We start from the raw sequence: 17,325 nt of genomic DNA on the forward strand, positions 1-17,325 counted from the left end.
AGTTTAGGAAGATTATACTATAACTCTTTGTAAAAATTCTATGTAAGATAACCTATTTTTGCTATAATCCTCTCAAAGATTGAAGCAGAGTATGCCAAAATAGAGAGTATATATGAAACCAAGATTTACACATTTACATTTACATACAGAGTATTCACTGCTTGATGGTGCCAATAAAATTTCTAAACTTGCCGGACGGCTTAAAGAGCTTGGTATGGATTCGGTTGCTATAACCGATCACGGCAATATGTTTGGAGCGATAGATTTTTACCAGCAGATGAAAAAAGAGGGGATAAAGCCAATTATTGGAATGGAGGCTTACCTTCATAATCAAGATGATATAGGCGATAAAAGTACACGTCAGCGTTTTCACCTCTGTCTTTATGCAAAAAATGAGATTGGTTATAAAAACCTGATGTATCTAAGCTCTCAAGCATACATTAACGGCTTTTACTACTATCCTCGTATTAACAAAAAGTTGCTTCGTGAGCATAGTGAAGGGTTGATATGCTCATCAGCCTGTCTGCAGGGTGAAGTAAACTGGCATATGAATCTGAGTGAAAGAAATGTCAAGTTTGGCGCAAAAGGGTATGAAAAAGCAAAAGAGATAGCACTGGAATATAAAGAGATTTTTGGCGATGATTTCTACCTTGAATTGATGCGTCACGGTATAGGTGATCAGCATGCTATTGATGAGCAGGTTATTAGACTAAGTATTGAAACAGGGATCAAAATAGTAGCTACAAATGATACACACTATCTATATCCGGATGATGCAGAGCCTCATGAAGCGTTTATGTGTATAGCTATGAACAAACTCTATGATGATCCAAATCGTTTGCGCCACTCAGTTCATGAGTTTTATCTCAAATCGCCAGAAGAGATGGCTGAACTTTATGCCGATATTCCTGAAGCTTTGGAAAACACACAAGAGATTGCTGATAAGTGTAACCTTGAATTAAACCTTGGTAATCCAACTCCTCCAAACTTTAAATTTGCAAGAGAGTATGCTGCCAAAGTTGGTTTGGAAGTGCCTGAACCAGAAGAGCAAAACAGTTTTGCAAATGATGAGGCACTCTTTATTCACGAATGTCGTAAAGGACTTGAAGAGCGTTTGAAATATGTTGATCCTTCACGCCACGAAGAGTATAGAGAGCGTCTGGAAACTGAGATGAAGATCATTAACCAGATGAAATTCCCAGGATATATGTTGATCGTTTGGGATTTCGTGCGTGAAGCAAAAGAGAGAGGAATTCCAGTTGGACCAGGGCGTGGTTCTGCTGCAGGAAGCCTTGTCGCATATGCTCTGAAGATTACCAATATTGATCCAATGAAGTATGATCTTCTATTTGAGCGTTTCTTGAACCCTGAGCGTGTAAGTATGCCCGATATCGATATGGACTTTTGTCAGGCAAGACGGGGTGAGATTATAGATTATGTTGTAGAGAAGTATGGTCGTTTTAATGTTGCACAGGTTATTACTTTTGGTTCTCTTCTTGCCAAGGGAGTTATACGGGATGTTGCACGGGTTCTTGGAGTAAGTTACGCTGAAGCTGATAAGATGGCAAAGCTTATTCCTGATGAACTGGGAATTACTCTTAATGGAAAAGGTAAGGAAGGAACTGACGGGTTTAAACCTGGAGCTTACCAGAAAGAGCCAAAACTTAGAGAACTCATTGAAACAAATCCTACTGCTGCTAGGGTATGGAAGTTTGCATTGGCTCTTGAAGGTCTAAAACGAAATGCCGGTATGCATGCAGCCGGTGTTGTTATCTCTAACGAAGAGTTATGGCACAAAACACCACTCTACAAACCTTCAGGTGAAGATACGCTTGTAACGCAGTATTCACTGAACTTTCTTGAAGATGTCGATTTGATTAAGTTTGACTTTCTTGGTCTTAAAACACTTACCGTAATTGATAATGCTGTTAAGCTTGTTAAAAAACGTCATAACATTGATGTAGATCTTGATAATTTACCGATGGATGACAAAAAAGTTTATGATACGATTCAAAGTGGAGAGACTGTTGGAATGTTCCAGATAGAATCCGGCGGAATGCAGCAGTTAAACTCTAAATTAAAGCCTAGTAACTTTGAAGACCTTGTAGCGGTACTTGCACTATATCGTCCTGGTCCTATGGAATCAGGGATGCTTGATGATTTCATTGAGCGTAAGCATGGACGGCAAGAAATTACCTATATGTTCCCGCAGCTTGAGGATATTCTTAAGCCAACTTATGGTGTCATTGTTTACCAAGAGCAGGTTATGCAGATTGTTCAGACAATCGGTGGTTTTAGTCTTGGTAAAGCAGATATTGTCCGCCGTGCGATGGGTAAGAAGAAGTTTGACTTGATGCAAAAATATAAAGAGGAGTTTGCACAGGGAGCAAAAGCTCAAGGGCTTGATTATGACAAAGCGGCAGAACTTTTTGACTTGATTGAAAAATTTGCTGGTTACGGTTTTAACAAGTCTCACTCAGCAGCTTATGCAATGGTTACCTACCAGACAGCTTGGCTGAAAACCCACTATCCGGCTGAATTTATGGCAGCGCTTTTAACAAGCGAAAAAGATAATACCGACAAAGTTGTCAAGTATATTGATGAGGTTAAGCGTCTTGGTATTAAGTTACTGGCTCCAGATATTAACAGATCAGCACTAGAGTTTACACCAGATAGTAATGACGATGAAGAGAATGAAGTTATTCTATTTGGACTAGGAGCAATTAAAGGTGTTGGAGAAGCTGCTGTAAAGAGTATTTTAGAGGCAAGAGAGAAGGGACCATTTGAGTCATTAAATGATTTTGTATCTCGTATCGATACTCAGAAGGTAAACAAAAAAGTCATTGAATCTATGATCAAAGCTGGTGCGCTAGATAGCTTTGGTTATAGCCGTCGTGCACTGCTTGAGTCGATAGATGCAATTATAGAAGCTATGCATGAATCAGCAAGAGCGCAGCAGATGGCTGTTGGTTCACTTTTTGGCGACGATGAAGAGATGGTAAATATCAAAGTAGATATTATGCCTATGGATGAGTATGATCAAAAGTCTATACTTGAGCTTGAAAAGGAGTCTTTAGGTTTTTATGTTTCTGGTCACCCTTTAGACCCATTCCGTGATGAACTTTCTAAAATAGACTATACTCTCTCTAGTGACATGGATCAGATTGCTGATGGCTCAGATGCTCTTTTAATAGGCAAAGTAGAAGAGATAACTACAAAGATAAGTAAAAAGGGTAATAAGTTCGGTATTGCTAACGTAATGGACCTTCATGGCAACATTGAGATTACACTTTTTGAGAGACAGCTTGAACAGCTTGAGGGTATGAATCTTGATGAACCGATAGGATTTAAAGTCTCCATTACAAGAGATGGAGATTTTACACGAATGCGTGTCCACAAAATTATGGAACTTAAAGCGTGTAAAAAAGAGAAAGTAGAGACACGTATGGTTGAAAAACCAGAAGAGCCTATGATAATTCGCCTAAATCTAGATCACGAAAAGATGAGAATTTTAGAAGAGATTTACAGACTTGCACAGAGTCATCCAGGCAGAAAACCTCTTAAACTATTACTATGTTCAAAACTGCAAGATGTAGAGATTGAATCATCAATTTACGTTAATGAGCAGATGGAAGAGCGGCTTAAAGAGATGGAAGAAGTAGAGATTTTAGCATCAGCTTAGGTTTATTAAGAATATAGAATCCCTTAATAAAGGGATTCTATAAATTATCAAAAATCAAATATTACATTTTAAGTCTTCTCAAAAGGAAGAACTATCTTAAACTGTTTTGGTTTAGCTTGTACTTCCAGTTTACCACCGTGTGCTTCAACAATCTGCCTTGAAAGAATTAATCCAAGACCGTGTCCTTTTGTTTTTGTGGTTTGGAATGCTTCAAATAGGCGTTCAGGGTTTTCCAATGCTATACCGCTATCTTCAATTATAAAGATTATCTGATTCTCTTGAATTTCTGTTTTGACCCAAACATCTCCAACATCACTTTCGTCTTCTTCAATTGCATCAATTGCATTGAAAAGCAGGTTTTGAAGAGCTAGTGAGAGCAGTCCTAAGTCTGCTTCTATTGTTAGAGTTGGAAGATTATAATGAAACTGTATATCTTTAGTATAGCTGTAAGATGCTACTGCTGCACGGCACTCTTTTTCTAGACGTTCTAGAGTTATTTGAGTTAAGTGTGGTTGAACTCCTTTTGAGTACATTAGTGTTGTTTTGATGATCCTCTCAACTCGAAACAGGGAACGTCTTATCTCATCAACAATTGGTTGATTTTTTGGTACTACACGTTTTGCCAGTGAAGAGGCAAGTAGGGCAATTGAACCTATTGGGTTTCTGATTTCGTGTGCAAGGTGTGCTGCCATTTGCCCCATCGATGCAAGTCTCTCTTTTCGTTTTTGTTCTGTAATATCTGTAGCACTTATGATTTTTTTGTCATCATTATGTGTTGATTTTATGAGAAAGTAGCGTCCATCAAATGCAACTTCTGTCTCTTCTAGCTTTGAAGGAAGCATTTGAAGAAGTCCATCTAGAGCTTCTGCTTCACTGTTTTGTAAAAAGATAGAACCATCTTTATTTATAACCCACAAGGCATTGGGCAGTGCTTCGATGATCTGTTTTATGAGGCTTTGAAGCTGGTTATAAGAGTTTGTAAGGGTTATGTACTCTTTCTCTACACTGTAAGTCTGTTCTATTAGGTTTTGTAATTGAGATAATAGTGTCTCTTTTTCATCATCTCCCAAAGACTTTGGAAGTTTGAACTCATTCATATGGCGATATCCTTAATAATTTTTCAAAATCTTTTAAGTCAAAACAGAGAAGTGTTGGATCATTTGAGTTTTTAAGCTCTTTGCTAAATCCGCTTTTAGAAAAGAGGGCAAGGTAATCTGGATTAAGTCCTGACTTTTCACATTTTGATTTAAGTTTACTGACAAGACTTTTGCACACTTTGCTTCTTTTCCATTTACACTCTCCAATAATCATACGGTTGTTTTTGGTTTTTGCAAGTAAATCAAATTCATTATGCCTATCCCAGTAAGTTCCCTTTTCAGATACGGGATCTTTTTTTTCAAATGTCTGTTTAATCAAGGCGTTGGATAGTTCTTCAAAAGTGAAACTTACATATCTGTCAAATGAAGTTTCAAGTGAAATAAAAAAAGGTTCAAACTCTCCTTTCTCAATCTCTTTTGCGTGAGGTTCAACAAATGTGTACCAAAATCTGTAAAAAGGGTGGGTAAATTTTATTTTTGCTTGAACTGTGTATCTACGCTCTTCTTTTTTCTTTTTTTGTCCTGGCAGTTTAACTGGTGGTGTTTCACGAGAGAGCTCTTTATGCAGCATTCCTATTTGGCTAAGTAGCTGGTATGTTTCATAGCCTCTTGATCTTGATAATCTTGCACGTTTAAATACATTGATTGTTTTACCATCTGATGTGGCAACAGCACAAAGCATTCTACGGCTCTCATCAGTCAAGCTTACAGGAGGCAAAATTTTGGTTTTTAAAAAATTGAAATTGACTAAAATATTTGAGTGGATAGATTCAAACAGTGAGTCACTGAAGTTTAGAGTAGTATATTTTTCAAGACCACCAAATACGGCATAATGCTCAATTAACTGCTCTATCTCCAAATGTGGAAAATGTTGGTAAAAGTAGCGAAATTTTTCTATAATTTCTCTTCCTTCCTTTAATCTTTAACTATTATAACATATCGTGGTAAAATAAGAGTATGAGTAATTTAGAAATCGAACGAAAATTTTTACTGTATCCTTGTTCTATGAAACGCTTCCTCAAAAAAGAGGGGCTGGATTGGAAGGCTGTTAAAATTGAACAGTTTTATCTTTTAGCAGGTGAAAATGGTGCAGAGCGTTATCGTAAATATGGTAACAAATATATCAAAACTATCAAGAGAGGCTCTGGACTTATCAGAGAAGAGAGAGAGGTAGAAATATCTAAAACTCTTTATGAAGAAGCAAAACGTCAAAATAGCGGTGGAGTAATTAAAAAGATTAGACGAGTTGTAAAATTTGATGAACATACTTTTGAAATAGATAGTTTTAAAAATCCTTTTAAGGGTTTCAATCTGCTTGAAGTAGAGTTTAAAAGTGAGGCTGATGCAAAAGCATTTGAACTGCCTGATATATTTAAAGAGATTTTAGTTGCTGAAGTAACTGAAAATAGAGACTTTACCAATGGAGCTTTATCTAGGTCTATGAAGCTTCCTTCTATTGAGACAGATTTAAAAGATATTTTTGCTCAAGTAGACAAAAGAGAGGATTTTTTAAAAGCCTCTACAAATGTAGTCTTTAATGCTTATGAGAGTGGTTCTCATGCTGTTAAAGCCCTTGTTTATACACTGTTAAAGACTATAGAAGCTAATCGTGATGCGATTTTGCATAAAGAGTATGAACCTGAAAGGTTGCATCAACTTAGAGTAGCAATGCGTAAACTAAGAGCACTGCTTTCTCAAATGAAACCTCTTTTTTCTCCTACTTGGCGTGATGAGCATAAAGAGAAACTTGCTTATTTGATGCGTCAAACAGGCAGTCAGCGAGATATAGATGTTTATCTTGAAGCAATTCCAAACTACAAGCAGATGTTGCCTAAAGATCTTCAAGATGGATTGGATGCTTTGGAAGATTATCTTACTCAAAAGTCTAAAGAGAGTAAAGATGAGTTGATTAACTTTTTACAAAGTGATCCTTTTAATAAAGAGATAGAGACTCTTTTTGAATTTTGTCATAATGAAGAGAGTATAGGGCTTTCTAAAAGAAGCAGTGGTCCTGTTATCATTGAAGTAAAGCATGCATTGCGTAAACGGTATAAACGTATATTGAAAAAAGGGAATGCTTTAAATAAAAACTCTTTGGCAGATGAGTATCATCTTTTACGCATAGATGTAAAAAAACTTCGATATATGATAGAGTTTTTTTCTTCTTTGTTTAATAAAGATGCTTATGATAAGATGCTTAAACGGCTTAAAACAATTCAGTCGATTTTAGGGGAACATCAAGACTTGGAAGTTCAAAGTCAGCATCTTAAAGAGTTAAGTCAGCTTCCAGAATTGCATAATGACAAAACTATGGCTGCTTTGAATGAGTTGCGTAAAACAATGGCGCAAATGGAAGAGCAAAAGCGTCTTGAATTTAGAGATACATTTAAACTTTTTGCAAAAACAGAAGATCTTTTCTTGGAGATGATCTGTAAATTTTAAAGGATCATTATTATGCCTTCAAGCTCTCTTTACATTATTTCAAAAGAGCCACAAGCAGGGAGCTTGTTTATTGCTATTGGGCTAATGGAAATTTTGAAGCGTAGTTATAAACGTGTTGCCGTTTTTAAACCTGTTGTTTTACAGAAAAAAGATGAAGATGTTAAAACTATTTTAAATATTTTCAATTTAGACCAATCTTTAGAAGATGGTTGTGGCATAACTCTTAAAAAAGCAGAAGAGTTGTTTGCATATGGAGAAAAAGCGAAACTTTATGAAGATTTGATTACTAGTTTTGAATCTCTTTGCAGTAAGTATGATTTTGTTTTATGTTTAGGATTTAGCAACCAACATTTTAAAGAGATAATAGATTTTGATTTGAATCTGCAAATTGCAAAAAACTTCTCCTCATCAATAGTTGGTGTTATAAGTGCAAAAGATAAAACGGTTGAGTCTATAGGTGAAGAGCTTCTACTTTGGGAGAGAGGTTTAAAAGAGGAGGAGCTTAAACCATTTGCATTTTTTATCAATCATATGAAAGACAAACTCTCTTGTGAGGTAAACAGTATCAAGCCTTTTAAAGAGATTCCCTGTTTTCCTATTCCTTACGAAAAAGAGTTAGACAAACCAACTATTCTTGATTTTTTAGATGTCAGTGGTGGTGAAGTTTTAAATATTAAAGATGAGAGAAAGCTTGAACAGACAATAAATAAACCACTGATCGCTGCAATGCATCCTGAACACTTTCTAGATCATTTTGAAGATGGCGATTTGGTTATAGTTCCTGCAGACAGAAGTGACATACTGCTTACAGTAATGGCCGCTAATCAGACCAAAGGCTTTCCAAGTGCTTCTGCAGTTGTAATAGGGGGACAAGCTCCAATCTCTAAAAATATTTTAAAACTGCTATCTTCAAATGATAACTTTAATGTTGTACTTATAAAGGTGCCTTTGGATACTATGCAAATTTCTATGCAGGCACTTAAAAGTGTAGCTAGAATAACTTTCAAACATAGAAGAAAAGTAGCATTGGCATTAGGGCATTTTGCAAAGTATGTAGATACAGAACTCATTGAAAAATCCCTTGCAAAGAGTAGTGTAAATATATTAACCCCTGCAATGTTTCAACATAGACTGTTTGCTCGTGCTTCAAAACATAAGGTACGTATTGTTTTGCCTGAAAGTATGGATGAGAGGATTTTAAGAGCTGCTGAAATAGTCCATAGACGTAATCTTGCCAATATTATTTTACTTGGAAAAAAAGAGACTATTTGTAATAATGGCAAAGCTTTAGGGATTAATTTGGATGGACTAGAGTTTATAAATCCACAAGATAAAAACCTTCTAGAAAAGTTTACGCAAAATTTGTATGAACTTCGCAAAGAAAAAGGGATAACCATTGAAGCTGCTAGAGATAGAATGAAAAACTGGACCTATTTTGCCACAATGATGGTTGAGCAGGGGTTGGCAGATGCTATGGTTGCAGGGGCTTCTCATTCAACAGCTGAAACTGTTCTTCCAGCTTTACAAATTATAAAGACCAAACCCGGCATAGAGATAGTCTCTAGTATCTTTTTTATGTGTCTTGATACAAAAGTTTTGGTTTATGGTGATTGTGCCATTGTTCCAGACCCAAACCCTAAAGAGTTGGCTCAGATAGCTGTAGAGTCTGCTTTGAGTGCTAAGGCGTTTGGTATAGAGTCGATTGTTGCTATGCTTTCATACTCAAGCGGAGAGAGTGGAAAAGGTGAGGATGTAGAAAAGGTTCGTGAAGCAGTAAAGATCGCTAACAGTATGCGTCCTGATCTTTTAATAGAAGGTCCCATACAGTACGATGCGGCGATAGATCCGGAAGTTGGTAAAAAAAAGATGCCCGGAAGTAGGGTAGCAGGTCGCGCTACTGTCTTTATTTTTCCAGATTTAAATACAGGTAACAATACATACAAAGCTGTTCAAAGATCAACAAATGCCATTGCAATAGGTCCTGTTTTGCAAGGTTTAAGAAAGCCTGTAAATGATTTAAGCAGAGGGTGCAGTGTAGAAGATATTGTCAGCACTATAGCTATAACAGCAGTTCAGGCACAACAGTTATGAAAATTTTAGTTTTAAATGCAGGAAGTTCATCTTTAAAATATAGACTTTTTAAAGATTTAAAAGAGTTGGTTTCAGGTCAAATTGAGCATATTGGTGAAGATAGCGGAGTTAAAAACCATTATGAAGCTCTTTTACAGGTAGAAAAAGAGTTGACTTTTCGTGGACAAATGAGTTTTAAAGAGTTAGATGCCATAGGTCATAGGGTGGTTCACGGTGGAGAGAAGTTTACAGAGCCGGTGAAGATTAATGACAATGTAATAGAGGCAATTAAGGAAGTTTCATCCTTAGCTCCACTTCACAATCCGGCAAATCTTCAGGGAATTTTGATGATGAGAAAGCTTTTACCAAATATTCCGCAAGTAGTAGTGTTTGATACTGCTTTTCATCAAACAATGGAGCCGGAAGCTTATCTTTATGCCATCCCTTATGAACTGTATGAGAAGTATGGTATTCGTCGTTATGGATTTCACGGTACATCCCATGCATTTGTAGCAAAAAAGGCTTCAAAGCTTCTGAACAAACCATTAAAAAATCTAAATCTCATTACCATTCATCTTGGAAATGGTGCAAGTGTATGTGCTATTAAAGAGGGGAAAAGTATTGAAACATCTATGGGATTTACACCTCTTGAGGGTTTGGTAATGGGAACAAGAAGTGGAGATACTGACCCTGAAATTCCTCTCTTTTTACAAAAGGTTGGTTTAAATGCTGATACAGTTTTAAATAAACAGAGTGGTTTGAAAGGAATTTGTGGTCAAAATGATATGCGAGAAGTAGAAAAGTTGGCTCTTAAAGGAGATGAAAAAGCCAAGTTGGCAATAAAGATTTTTGTACATAGAATTAAAAAATATATTGGAGCTTATAGCGCACTTCTTGGAAGGGTAGATGCAGTTATCTTTACTGCAGGAATTGGAGAGCATAGTTTACTTATTAGATCATTAGTTTGTGATGGTTTAGAGCCTATGGGAATGATTTTAGAGCAAGAACGAAATAAAAAAAATGAGACATTTATTTCAACAGATAATTCTATGGTAAAACTGATGGTAATACCGACAAATGAAGAGTTAGAAATTGCTCATCAAACAGAAATGGCTTTAAGGGATGATTAGTTATAATTTTTATAAACATTTACATATTTTTTTAAGGAGAATAGATGGCAGTTAAAGTAGCGTTAAACGGGACGGGGCGTATCGGTCTATGTGTCATCAAGATCGTGATGGAACGTGACGATATGGAGCTTGTTGCATTAAATACAACAGCAAAGCCTGAAATGCTTGAGTATCTTTTAAAGTATGACACTGTTCATAAAGGAATTGATGCAAAAGTTATTGATGATGAAACTATTGAGATTGCAGGCAAACCTGTTAAGATGTTCAGTGAACGTGATATTACAAAATTAGACTTTGGATCAGTTGGAGCTGAGGTTGTTGCAGAGTGTACAGGTGTGTTTTTAACAACAGAAAAAGCTCAACACTATCTTAAAGGAAGTGTAAAGAAAGTTGTTCTCAGTGCGCCTGCAAAAGATGATACACCAACTTTTGTTATGAATATCAATACAGATACTTATGCAGGTCAGGCAATTGTTTCTAATGCAAGCTGTACTACAAATGCACTGGCACCGGTTTGTAAAGTACTTGATGATGCATTTGGTATTGAAAATGGTCTTATGACTACGGTTCACTCTTACACTAACGACCAAAATCTTTTAGATGTAAAACATAAAAAAGATTTCCGCCGTGCTCGTGCCGCTGCGATGAATATGATTCCTACTTCAACAGGTGCAGCAAAGGCTATTGGTCTTGTTATGCCACACTTAAAGGGTAACTTGAACGGTTTTGCAATGCGTGTTCCAACAGCTGATGTATCTGTTGTTGATCTGACTGTTAATTTGAAAAAAGATGTAACAGTCGAGAGTATTAATGAAGCTTTTGTAAAAGCTAGTGAGAGTAACTTTAAAGGGCTTATAGAGATCGACAACGATAAGAGAGTCTCCGGTGACTTTATAGGATCAACTTATAGCTGTACTTTTGTACCAGATCTTACACGTGTTGTTGGTGAGAAAACTGCAAAAGTGATAGCTTGGTATGACAATGAGTGGGGATATAGCTGCCGTATGGTAGATATGATGCATTTTGTTGCAACTCACTAATATCTTCTTTTTCTCTATCAGGCGGTTAAAAACTGCCTGATTAATTTGTATTATAGTTTTACTTAGCTACTACAAATGCCTCATAGCTAAAAAATAGAATTACTGATAAAATTATTATCCCTATTAAAATTTCCATATATTATAGCTCCTCTAATGATTCAATTTTTTTTAAAATATTTTTATTTAAAAAATGGATAGAAATAACTAACCAAATAATACCTACTACAGAGAGTAAAAATCTTATAGTTGAAATTTCATCATAATGAGAACTCAACCATCCAATAAGGCTAATTAGTGTAACTATAAATACACCCAACCACACTTTCAAATAATTTATTTTTTCTTTTACTACATCAATCTTTGCCATAGAGTATTTTATCAAAAGGGAATTGATAAAGCAAACTATGTATATTTTTTATTCTTCAAATTGTATACTACTTATTAAATAGTTGGTTTAATTTTTTCTATATTTGGTTAAAATAAAAAAAGTGAGGAAAAAAATGAGAAAAAAATATAGTAGTATACATTCAGAGTTTCCGTGGGAACACCCTAAATCAAAAAGTGAAGATCCAAAAGCTGTAAAGTTGGTTAAGCGGTTGATGGAGAGTGCTACTTATCGTCTTGCAGAAGATGATCCAGACTTTATGAAATCTTATGAGGCAAGAGGTGTTAGGTTAGAGATAGACTACCTTAAAGCTGAACTTGCTATGCAGAAGTTTGGGATCAAACATACTATAGTAGTATTTGGTAGTGCTCGCATAAAAGAGCGCAAGACAGCAATGTCAGAGCTTAAAGAGATACAAAAAAAGATTGAAGCACATCCAGAGAATAAAGAGCTTCTTGAACAACTGCGAATAGCAGAGAGAATGGTAGAGAAGAGTATCTACTATGATGATGCCAGAATGTTTGGACGCTATATTGGAGAGAGTGGTAAGGGTCCTGATGATAGCCGGGTTGTATTAATGACTGGTGGAGGTCCTGGCATTATGGAAGCAGCTAACCGTGGATCTTATGATGTTGGTGCACGATCTATTGGACTTAATATTCGTTTGCCTCATGAACAGTTTCCAAACCCATACATTACACCGGAGTTATGTTTTCAGTTTCGATACTTTGCCATTCGTAAACTACACTTCTTTTTAAGATCAAAAGCTTTGGTTGTTTACCCTGGCGGATTTGGTACATTAGATGAACTTTTTGAAATTTTGACACTGGTACAGACACAAAAGACAAATATCATTCCTGTGGTTATGGTTGGAAAAAAGTATTGGAAAAAAGCGATTGATTTTGACTTTTTAAAAGAGGAAGGTGTTATAACTTCTCAAGATTTGGAGATATTTAAGATAGTAGAAAATGCTACTGAAGCTTGGAAGTATATTTTGGATTGGCATAAGCATAAAGATACGCATCTGTTTATATGAAAGGAAAATAATGAAGAATTATATCAAGTGGTTTGAAGAGATAACTATTGACGATGTACCTGAAGTAGGTGGTAAAAATGCTTCACTTGGAGAGATGTATCAAAATTTGAGTGAAGAGGGTGTTTTGGTTCCAAATGGATTTGCAATTACAGCTTCAGCCTATAAGTATGTGTTGGACTACAACAATGCATGGTCAAAACTTCATGCCTTGCTTGATGATTTGGATCCTGATGATGTAGAGCAGTTGCAAGCACGCTGTAAAGAGTGTAGAGATATTATCTACTCTTGTGAACTACCTAATGACCTTAAAAAAGAGATTTTGTCAGGTTATGCGGAATTGAAAAAAGAGTATGGAGAGAGTGTTTCTCTAGCAGTACGATCTTCTGCAACCGCAGAAGATTCACCTGAGGCATCTTTTGCAGGACAAAATGATACCTATCTTAATATATCTAGTGAAGATGCTCTTCTTGATGCATATAAACGTTGTCTGGCTTCTAACTTTACAGATCGCTCCATACACTACAAGTATGATAATGGATTTGATTATCTTAAAGTATTGTTATCTGTTGTTGTAATGAAAATGGTACGGTCTGACATTGGCTCAAGTGGTGTAATGTTTACACTCGATCCAGAGACTGGATTTAGTGACGTTATTTATATAAGTGCTTCTTATGGCTTGGGTGAAAATATTGTACAAGGTACTATAGACCCAGACAGTTTTTATGTGCATAAACCTACATTTAATAAAGGTTATCGTGCAGTACTTAAACGACGGTTAGGGAAAAAAGAGCTTAAGATGGTCTTTTCAGAAGAGCTTTTAAGAGACAATATTTCAATTGAATATACAAAAAATATATCTACAAAAGAGGATGAGCAAAAGAGGTTTTGCATCAGCGATGCAGATATTATGACTTTAGCTTTCTATGCTATTAAAATTGAAAATCACTACTCAAAGAGAGTTGGGCGCAGTATGCCTATGGATATAGAGTGGGCTAAAGATGGTATAGATGGGCAGATCTATGTGGTGCAGGCACGTCCTGAAACGGTAGAGTCTCAAAAAAGCGGAACAACTCTTGAAATTTACAAACTTAAAAGTAGGGGAGAACTGCTTGTAAGTGGTCACGCTGTTGGTATGAGAATAGGGACGGGCAGAGTAAGAGTCATTAAAAGTGTAGATGAGTTGAGCCAGTTTAAGCCGGGTGAAGTATTGGTTACAGATACCACATCTCCAGACTGGGAGCCTGTGATGAAGACAGCTTCAGCCATAGTTACCAACAGAGGCGGCAGAACCTGTCATGCGGCTATAGTCTCAAGAGAGCTTGGTATTCCTGCTGTTATTGGTGCTGAAGATGCTACAGATACTCTTAAAAATGGAATGGAGGTGACTGTAAGTTGTGCAGAAGGGGAGGTGGGTTATGTTTATAATGGAAAGTTAGATTATGAGATAGAAAAGACAGATCTTTCTAAACTCTCCAAACCAGAAACAGAAATAATGATGAATCTTGGCAATCCAGATATAGCTTTTAGTTTGGCAAATCTTCCTGTTGATGGAGTAGGGCTTGCACGTATGGAGTTTATAATAAATGAGTATATAAAAGCCCACCCTATGGCGTTGATCCACCCAGAAAAGGTAGATGAAGAGACAAGAGCTAAACTTGAAGAGTTGAGCAAAGCCTATGAGAGTATGACGGAGTTTTTTGTAAAAACACTCTCTGAAGGTGTTGCAACAATTGCGGCTTCGGTCTATCCAAAACCGTGCATTGTTCGTATGAGTGACTTTAAAAGCAATGAGTATGCAACTCTTTTAGGTGGAAAGTTCTTTGAGTTTGATGAAGAGAACCCAATGCTTGGTTTTAGAGGTGCGGCTCGTTATACTCATCCTGCTTATGAAGAGGGGTTTGCGCTTGAGTGTGCTGCTATGAAACGTGTACGTGAAATAATGGGCTTTGATAATGTTGTTTTAATGATTCCTTTTTGCAGGCGTGTTGACGAGGGAAAAAAAGTGGTTAAAACGATGGCTAAGTATGGTTTGAAAAGGGGTGAGAATGGATTGAAGATTTATGTAATGTGCGAAATTCCAAATAATGTTATTCAGATAGATGCTTTTAGTGAGGTTTTTGACGGATTTAGCATTGGAAGCAATGATTTAACTCAATTGGTACTTGGTGTAGATCGTGACAGTGAAGTTGTAGCATTTGATTATGATGAGCGTGATGCAGGAGTTCTTAAAATGGTAGAGTTGGCAATTGAAGGCGGCAAAAGAAATGGACGGTATGTAGGTTTTTGTGGACAGGCACCATCAGACTACCCAGAGATAGCAGAGTTTCTTGTAAAACAAGGGATAGATTCAATAAGTTTAAATCCTGATACTGTTTTAAAAACATTGCAAGATATGGGAAAATATACAAGTTGAATGGGCGGAAGTTTAGAAGTGGTGGGCCAACCAGGACTCGAACCTGGGACCATCCGGTTATGAGCCTCTTTAAAGCACTTTTCTACATTTTATTAAACTTTCATCAAATTATATCTAAATCCCTTGAAATCGTTGTTTTAAAGATGTTATACTATCATCAAGTTTAATCAATAAAAAGCTACTTTTTTAAATTTAGGGTAGCAATAGGGTAGCAAAATGGCAAGAGTAAGAAGTAAAAAGTATCCGGGCGTATATCTTAACAAGTTAGAAAATGGAGATATTAGCTACTCAATAACTTATAAAGATGAGCAGGATAAAAAAGTATGGCTAACAGTTGGCAGGAAAAGCCAAGGTATAACAGAGCCTTTTTGTAATCAAAAGCGTAATGAGATATTAAATAAAATTAGACTTGGAGAGGATATACCAGTAAAACATAAAAAGAGAAATCGCTACACTCTACAAAATGCATTTGATGATTATATAGAGTGGGCAAAAGTTAATAAGAAAACGTGGGAGAAAAATGACAAAGGAACATATGAGAAACATATAGAGCCAGATTTTGGAAAACGTGGACTTACCTCTTTAACATCAGAGGACTTTGAAAAGCTAAAAACTAAGAAGCTACAAGAGGGATTATCTCCAAAGACAGTACAGCATATACTTGGAACTGCAAGACAGATTATAAACTATGCTATCCGTAACAAAAAGGTTAAAAACTTTGAAAACCCGATAGGTAACGGACGGGTAAAAATGCCAAAGATAGATAACCAGAAATTAGGATTTTTTACAAAAGAGCAGGCTACAGAGCTATTAAAAAGGCTAAAGCAACTAAAGTCAAAGAGGATGTATTATCTAACTCTTATTTTACTGCATACTGGAGCCAGATTCAGTGAAGTGGCATCTCTTACTTGGCAGGATGTAAACTTTGATAATAATCTGATTTACTTCAAAGCTACAAAAGATGGCAAAGCACGTCATATTGTTATGAGTGAACCTCTAAGAGAAGCTATAGAGGAACTATACGAAAACAGAACATCAAACCTTGTTATACCAAGTAAGAATGGAGAGCAGATTGCACAAATGCCAAGGCAATGGCAGTTAATAGTAGATGAGCTGATACAAGGTAACAGTAAAGCAGGAAAGTATCGCTTAACAGTCCATAGTTTACGGCATACACACGCTAGTTGGTTAGCAATGGCAGGGATGGATTTAATGCATATACAACAACAGCTTGGACATAAAACTATTGAGATGACGCAACGATACAGCCATTTAATACCAGATAAAAGGCACGAAATGACGCAAGAGATTTTTAAAAAGGTTGAGGTATGAAATATAAAACTCCAGTATCTTTAACTTTTTATGAGCTTGAAGATGGTTATTCAATGATAAGAGAAGCTATAGAGGAGGCTAAAAGATATTTAAAAATGAAAATTATACATCCTTGTAATTATCTACCTGATAACTGTAAGGAAAAGAGAAAAATAGAGAAGATGATCGAATCTGAAAGTAAAGAATATTTATACAAATTAGAGAATCTTGCAAAAGATAGTTTTCTTGAAGAAATTCTTTTGACTGGAGGAACTGAAGCAATAGAGATAGTTAGTGATAGACTGATATATAACATTGTTTCAAAATCGGCTTTTATTGATAGTATTATTTTTCAGATTTATTCTACAAGGAATAGAATAGGATGTTATAAAGCATTATATAGAGAGTTATCAGATATAAATGAATGTATGAATTATGGATTCTATGATAAAACTATTCGCAAGGTTACTGCAAATATCACTTCAAAAATTTGGGGAAAAGAAACATCAATAAGAAATAAAGTTATAAAGAGATATTCCTCGTCATATTATCTACCCTCGTATAATACATTTATAGAAATAATTTAGAGATTTTCATCCAAAAAGGATTGAAAAATTAACTCTAAATTATTACTATCAAGAATGAAGAAATTAGACTTCAGATCTTTAACTTAATCACAGTCTAACCAAAGAGCTAAAAAGTCTTTTTATACCCCCTGT

The 17,325-nt window shown here is 35.9% G+C and carries 12 protein-coding genes; 9 read left to right on the plus strand and 3 right to left on the minus strand.

Annotated features, from left to right (window positions below):
- Positions 1-112 precede the first annotated feature (112 nt).
- Positions 113-3,682, plus strand: coding sequence for a DNA polymerase III subunit alpha (gene dnaE / locus BM227_RS07765; RefSeq protein WP_092912730.1), 3,570 nt, complete (start codon positions 113-115; stop codon positions 3,680-3,682).
- Positions 3,683-3,750: 68 nt separating this feature from the next.
- On the opposite strand, the gene BM227_RS07770 is transcribed toward dnaE, so the two are convergent.
- Positions 3,751-4,779, minus strand: a complete 1,029-nt coding sequence (locus BM227_RS07770) for a sensor histidine kinase (RefSeq protein ID WP_092912732.1) — start codon at positions 4,777-4,779, stop codon at positions 3,751-3,753.
- On the minus strand, positions 4,772-5,638 hold the full coding sequence (locus BM227_RS07775) for a DUF234 domain-containing protein (protein WP_092912733.1): 867 nt from the start codon (positions 5,636-5,638) through the stop codon (positions 4,772-4,774). Before BM227_RS07775 ends, BM227_RS07770 begins: the two co-directional genes overlap by 8 nt.
- 98 nt (positions 5,639-5,736) lie before the next feature.
- On the opposite strand from BM227_RS07775, the gene BM227_RS07780 reads away from it, so the two are divergent.
- Genes BM227_RS07780 through gap form a run of 4 tightly spaced genes read left to right on the plus strand, consistent with a single transcriptional unit; the run spans position 5,737 to position 11,461 of the window.
- Positions 5,737-7,221, plus strand: a complete 1,485-nt coding sequence (locus BM227_RS07780) for a CYTH and CHAD domain-containing protein (RefSeq protein ID WP_092912735.1) — start codon at positions 5,737-5,739, stop codon at positions 7,219-7,221.
- A 12-nt stretch (positions 7,222-7,233) separates the two neighbouring features.
- On the plus strand, positions 7,234-9,312 hold the full coding sequence (gene pta / locus BM227_RS07785) for a phosphate acetyltransferase (protein WP_092912736.1): 2,079 nt from the start codon (positions 7,234-7,236) through the stop codon (positions 9,310-9,312).
- Entirely contained in the window at positions 9,309-10,421 is a 1,113-nt protein-coding gene (locus BM227_RS07790; protein ID WP_092912738.1) for an acetate/propionate family kinase, read from the plus strand. Before pta ends, BM227_RS07790 begins: the two co-directional genes overlap by 4 nt.
- A 44-nt stretch (positions 10,422-10,465) precedes the next feature.
- Positions 10,466-11,461, plus strand: a complete 996-nt coding sequence (gap, locus tag BM227_RS07795) for a type I glyceraldehyde-3-phosphate dehydrogenase (protein WP_092912739.1) — start codon at positions 10,466-10,468, stop codon at positions 11,459-11,461.
- A gap of 139 nt (positions 11,462-11,600) precedes the next feature.
- On the opposite strand, the gene BM227_RS07800 is transcribed toward gap, so the two are convergent.
- Positions 11,601-11,828, minus strand: a complete 228-nt coding sequence (locus BM227_RS07800) for a hypothetical protein (protein ID WP_092912741.1) — start codon at positions 11,826-11,828, stop codon at positions 11,601-11,603.
- A 133-nt stretch (positions 11,829-11,961) separates the two neighbouring features.
- Between BM227_RS07800 and BM227_RS07805 the strand changes: the two genes are divergently transcribed.
- The 4 genes from BM227_RS07805 (at position 11,962) to BM227_RS07820 (ending at position 17,193) form a co-directional block, all read left to right on the plus strand.
- The gene (locus BM227_RS07805; RefSeq protein ID WP_092912742.1) at positions 11,962-12,882 is read left to right on the plus strand and encodes an LOG family protein; all 921 of its coding nucleotides are present in this window, start codon (positions 11,962-11,964) and stop codon (positions 12,880-12,882) included.
- Between the two features lie 10 nt (positions 12,883-12,892).
- Positions 12,893-15,295, plus strand: coding sequence for a phosphoenolpyruvate synthase (gene ppsA, locus BM227_RS07810; RefSeq protein ID WP_092912743.1), 2,403 nt, complete (start codon positions 12,893-12,895; stop codon positions 15,293-15,295).
- 216 nt (positions 15,296-15,511) lie between these two features.
- Positions 15,512-16,627 carry a tyrosine-type recombinase/integrase gene (locus BM227_RS07815; RefSeq protein WP_092912744.1) on the plus strand — a complete coding sequence of 372 codons (1,116 nt, stop codon included), beginning with the start codon at positions 15,512-15,514 and terminating at the stop codon, positions 16,625-16,627.
- The gene (locus BM227_RS07820; protein WP_092912745.1) at positions 16,624-17,193 is read left to right on the plus strand and encodes a hypothetical protein; all 570 of its coding nucleotides are present in this window, start codon (positions 16,624-16,626) and stop codon (positions 17,191-17,193) included. Before BM227_RS07815 ends, BM227_RS07820 begins: the two co-directional genes overlap by 4 nt.
- Positions 17,194-17,325 lie beyond the last annotated feature (132 nt).

The sequence above is a fragment of the Hydrogenimonas thermophila genome (assembly GCF_900115615.1).
Lineage (GTDB): Bacteria > Campylobacterota > Campylobacteria > Campylobacterales > Hydrogenimonadaceae > Hydrogenimonas > Hydrogenimonas thermophila.